This window comes from Thermoflexus sp. (assembly GCF_042408365.1).
Taxonomy (GTDB): domain Bacteria; phylum Chloroflexota; class Anaerolineae; order Thermoflexales; family Thermoflexaceae; genus Thermoflexus.
The window spans coordinates 1-4,446 of sequence record NZ_JBHOQJ010000032.1; the positions used below are offsets into that span (position 1 = coordinate 1).

At 64.5% G+C, this 4,446-nt stretch carries 3 protein-coding genes and 1 pseudogene; 1 reads left to right on the forward strand and 3 read right to left on the reverse strand.

Annotation, left to right across the window (positions count from 1 at the left end; translation table 11 throughout):
- Nucleotides 1–475 (forward strand): annotated as a pseudogene (locus ACFMO5_RS01410) (valine--tRNA ligase); the annotation flags it as partial.
- A gap of 46 nt (nt 476–521) precedes the next feature.
- Here the strand turns inward: ACFMO5_RS01410 and ACFMO5_RS01415 are convergent.
- The 3 genes from ACFMO5_RS01415 to ACFMO5_RS01425 all read right to left on the reverse strand — a co-directional run bounded on the left by ACFMO5_RS01415 (nt 522) and on the right by ACFMO5_RS01425 (nt 4,389).
- Nucleotides 522–980, reverse strand: coding sequence for an Hsp20/alpha crystallin family protein (locus tag ACFMO5_RS01415; RefSeq protein ID WP_376790988.1), 459 nt, complete (start codon nt 978–980; stop codon nt 522–524).
- A 389-nt stretch (nt 981–1,369) separates the two neighbouring features.
- Entirely contained in the window at nt 1,370–3,265 is a 1,896-nt protein-coding gene (locus ACFMO5_RS01420) for an aldehyde ferredoxin oxidoreductase family protein (RefSeq protein WP_376790989.1), read from the reverse strand.
- Nucleotides 3,266–3,597: 332 nt separating this feature from the next.
- On the reverse strand, nt 3,598–4,389 hold the full coding sequence (locus ACFMO5_RS01425) for an alpha/beta fold hydrolase (protein WP_376790990.1): 792 nt from the start codon (nt 4,387–4,389) through the stop codon (nt 3,598–3,600).
- Nucleotides 4,390–4,446: the final 57 nt, after the last annotated feature.

Below are 4,446 nucleotides of genomic sequence, written 5' to 3' on the forward strand. Positions count from 1 at the left end.
GGAGGCCGGGATGCAGGCGCTCATCGAGACGATCCGGACGATCCGCAACGCCCGGGAGGCCCATCGGGTGCCATCGGAACGGCGGATCGCTGCCTGGATCGCTGCGGGGGAGTTCCTGCCGATTCTGGAGGCCCACCGGGATCTGCTGGCCTCGCTGGCCCGGGTGGATCCCCATCAGCTGATGTTGATGGCTGATCTTCACGAGCCCATCGGAGATGCGCTGATCTATTCGGCAGGGCCCATTCGGATTTACCTGCCGCTCGCGGGAATGATCGATCGAGCGGCGGAACGGGCCCGGCTGGAGCGGGAGCTGGCCGACCTGGAGGCGCGGATCGCCAGGACGGAGGCGTTGTTGGCCTCCGAATTCGCCGCTCGGGCGCCGGCGGCGGTGGTGGAGAAGGAGCGCCGTAAGCTGGAAGAGTTGAAAGCTCGACGGGCCCAGTTACAAGCGGAGTGGGAGCGTCTGAAGGAATAAAAAAACGCGGAGGGCCGGCCGTTGCCGGCCCTCCGCGTTTCCCCCTTTAGCGGGCCACCTGCACCTTGATCACCCGCGGCCGGACGGACTCGGCCTTCGGTACCGTGAGATGCAAGACGCCGTTCTCCAACCGGGCATTGATGTGCTCGGCGTCGATCGGATCGCCGAACTCGATCGTCCGGGCGAAGCGCCCGCCGGCCCACTCGCAACGCAGGATGGCAACGTTCTTCTCGTTTTCAACCTCCGGCAAGGCCACCTCGCCGCGGATGGTCACGGAGGAGCCCATCGCCTGCACCTCCAGGCTCTCCGGGCGCACGCCCGGCACCAGGATCGCCACGTGATAGCGATCCGGCAGCTCATAGATATTCATCGGCATCCCCGCACTCCGCGGGGCGAAGCCATCGAAGGGCCGCACAAATGCCTGATCGAACAGGCGGTCGATCGCCTCGCGCAGGCTCAAGAACGCCGCGTCAAACGGATCCCGGATCATCAGCTCGCGCGCCATAGCCCATCACCTCCCGTTCAGGGTGATCTCCCACTGCACCCCGTGGGTTTTCCAGCCCTCAGCATACAGGGAGGACCTTAGAGGAGTGTTAGCGGGGAATCTAAGATGCGTAAATGGTGGATTAAAGAATCATATGTGCGGGCCGGTACTCATTCTATTGCTTCTTCTGCTTTTGTTGGCGGGGATATGCGGTGGAGGGAGCGGATGGCCCCCTCTTTATTTCCCCTCCCCACGGCCCTTTGGGCCGTGGGGAGGGGATAAAGAACACTTTGGGGGCGAGCCGGACGCCAAAGGCGCCCGGCTTCGCCCCCATGGGAGAACCAACGGCGCTTGAGCGCCCGTTCTTTTGCCCCAGGGGGGGCTCCCTCGGGTGGAGAGCGCCTAGGCCCTCATGAGGGATCCAGGATCCATTCCAGGCCCAGCTCGGCGAGCTTCTCGCGGGTGGGCATGCCGCTCTGAGGATCCCAGCCGGCCATCTCATAGTAGCGGGTCAGCGCCGCCTCCCACTCCCCCCGATCGACGCTCAAGCCTTCCGTTTTCCCACCCTTTAAGGGCTCGAACAGCCGCTTGGGTAGGGTGTCCTGATCCCGTCCGACCCCCTCCCGGGCGTTGAAGGCCCGCAGCATGTTCAGGCGCCGCTCCCCCACCCGCATCATCTCTTCCAAGCTGACCTCCCACCCGGTCACCGCCCGCATCAGGGCCACCAGCTCCTCCGGCCCGTAGAGCTGCCACGAGGGCCCGAAGACGAACTGGCACAAATCTGCTGTGTCCAGGAAGCTATAGAATTTCTGGGTTTCGTAGGCGAAGCGGATTTTCTCTTCGTTGAGAACCCTAGGCGGCTGAGGGTTCGTCAAGCCGATGGCGGCGAGGCGATCGAGGAAGAGGCGGGGGGATTTAGGCATATAGAGGATGTCATGCTCACTGGATTGATGATCGGCGCCGAAGGGGTTGACCGCGTAGATCAGGGCGAGGGAGCGCTTGACCTGAGGCATGTGGGCCGGCAGCTCCTGGCCTTTGACGGCGACCACGCAGTCCTCCGCCCCACGGCCGATGATCTGGGCCGCTCGGGCCGAGCCCTCCGCCAGGAGATCCCCGATCCCCTCCCGCCGCACGATCATCTCCAGCAGGCGGATCATCGCCTCTGCGTCCCCGAAACGCAGGGGGAAGCCGATTTCGGCTTCCGTGAGGATCCCCCGTTCGAAGCATTCCATCGCGAAGGCGATCGTTGCCCCGCAAGAGATGGTGTCTACCCCATACTGATTGCAGATTTGGTTGGCCAGGGCGACGGCCTCCAGGTCGTCCACCCCGCAGTAGGAGCCGAAGGTGGAAAGGGTCTCATACTCCGGTCCGCCGTAGAAGGGATCGATCCTCCGGCCTCGCCATTCTGCCTCCACCACCCGTTTGCAGCGGACCACACAGGCGTAGCATGTGTCGCGCTCTTTCAGGATCGTCTCGGCCATCCGCTCGCCGGTGATCCGATCGGCGCCTTCGAAAAAGCCGCTGGTGTAGTTGCGGGTCGGCTGCCCGCCTGCGGCGTTCTGGGCGGCCATCACGCCGGCGGTCCCGTAGACTCCCAGGTTTTTGATGGCGAGGTTAGCCTCGTAGGCCGCCGGGCCCTGTTTGTTCAGCTGTTGGAGGGCCTGGGGGTCGTAGACGGTGGGACGCCAGCGGCCCCGGACGGCGATGGCCTTCAGGTTCTTGGAGCCCATCACCGCTCCCATCCCGGTGCGGCCGTGGGCCCGGTTGGACATGTTCATGATCGCGGCGAAGCGGACCAGGCGTTCACCGGCCGGCCCGATCTGTGCCACCTCGATCTGATCGTCCCCCAGCTCCTCGTAGAGGCGTTGCTCCACCTCGCCGGTGACGCGGCCCCAGAGGTGGGAGGCGTCTCGCAGCTCCGCCTCACCGTCGTGGATCCAGAGGTAAACGGGCTTGGGGGCTCGGCCGTGGATCACGATCCCATCGAAGCGGGCGAACTTAAGCTCGGCGGGCCAGAACCCTCCAGCCTGCGAATCGCCGATCAGGCCGGTGAGGGGGGATTTGGCATTGACGGTCGCACGGCTCTGCCCGGAGATGGGGACGCCGGTGGCGGCGCTGAGGAAGAAGGTGAGGGTGTTCCGGGGATCGAAGGGGTCGACCCCCGGCGGCGTGTGTTTCAGCACGTAGTAGAGCCCCATCGCGCTGCCGCCCCAGTAGGTCCGATAAAACGTCTCCGGCGGCTCCTCCACCCACAGACGGCCGGCCGAGAGATCTACATGGAGAATTCGCCCCGCATATCCGAGCATCGGCCCCTCCGAGAGGTGAAGTTAATGAAACACGGAGATGATTCTACATGAGCTTCGGAGAGGGTAGCAAAGGCGCCGACCTGGTGGCCTCCCAGGATCCCGTCTGGCCGGGGGGATCCGGAAGGGGTAGGGGTCCTAATGTAGGGGCGCCCCTTGTGGGTGCCCTTGGGCAGGCACGAGGCCTGTCCCTACATCCTTCCCGTCTCGCAAGGGTTGCGCGGGATAGGATTGGGACACCCGTGGTGGATGCCCGATGGGGGTCGGGTTGCCCGCCTTCGCCAGGCCGCCGGATCTCATGTACCCTCTTCGGGGAGACGATCGAGGCGTCAACCCTAACGAAACCGGCGTCGCCACTCCTCCTTCAGGGCGATCTGGGAGGGATCCGGCAAGATGAGGAAATCCTCCGCCAGGCGCTGGAACGCGGCGGGGAGGTCCAGCATGGGGAAATGACGGCCTTCCTCCAGGATGATGAACCGCGCGGAGGCATCCAGGCCGTTCAGGAAGAGCGGCGGCGGGACGAGCGGGTCACGCCGGCCGTAAACAAGCAAGAGGGGGCGATCCACGAGACGAATCCATTCTTGAAGCGCCTCCTGGCGCGATATGGTCTCCACCAGGCAGACCCCAATGGCCTCCGGATCGGCGCGCCCGTGCTCCCGCTGTATCTCAGGGTATTCCTGGGCGAGGCGGCTTAACCGTTCCCTTAGGATCTCCTTTGCATTAGGCCTGAGGACTCCTCTTGGGATCTCGAGGGAGAGCGGATAGCTCACCGCCATGATCCGCAGGGTGCGTTCGGGTGCTTCGAGGGCCAGTCGGACGGCGATCATCGCCCCCAGGGTGTGGCCGATGAAATGCGCCTGGGAGATCCCCAAGGTGTCCATCCATCCTCGAACGATTTCTACGTAGCGCTCCAGGCGATAGGCAGAGTCGGCGTCGCGGCGCGGCTTGGCCGAATCCCCAAATCCTATCAGGTCCACCGCGTAGGTCCGGAATCGGTGGGAGAGAGCCTGCATGGTGGGCAGCCAGTAACGCCACGATCCAACCCACCCGTGGAGGAAGATCACGGGCTGCCCCCGGCCCAATGCTTCATAGTGGATCACATATTCTCCAACGGTGGTGATGCTCACTGTTTCCTACCTCTCAGGTGCTGCACAGCGCAGCTTTCGGGGGATTTTGGGGTGGGT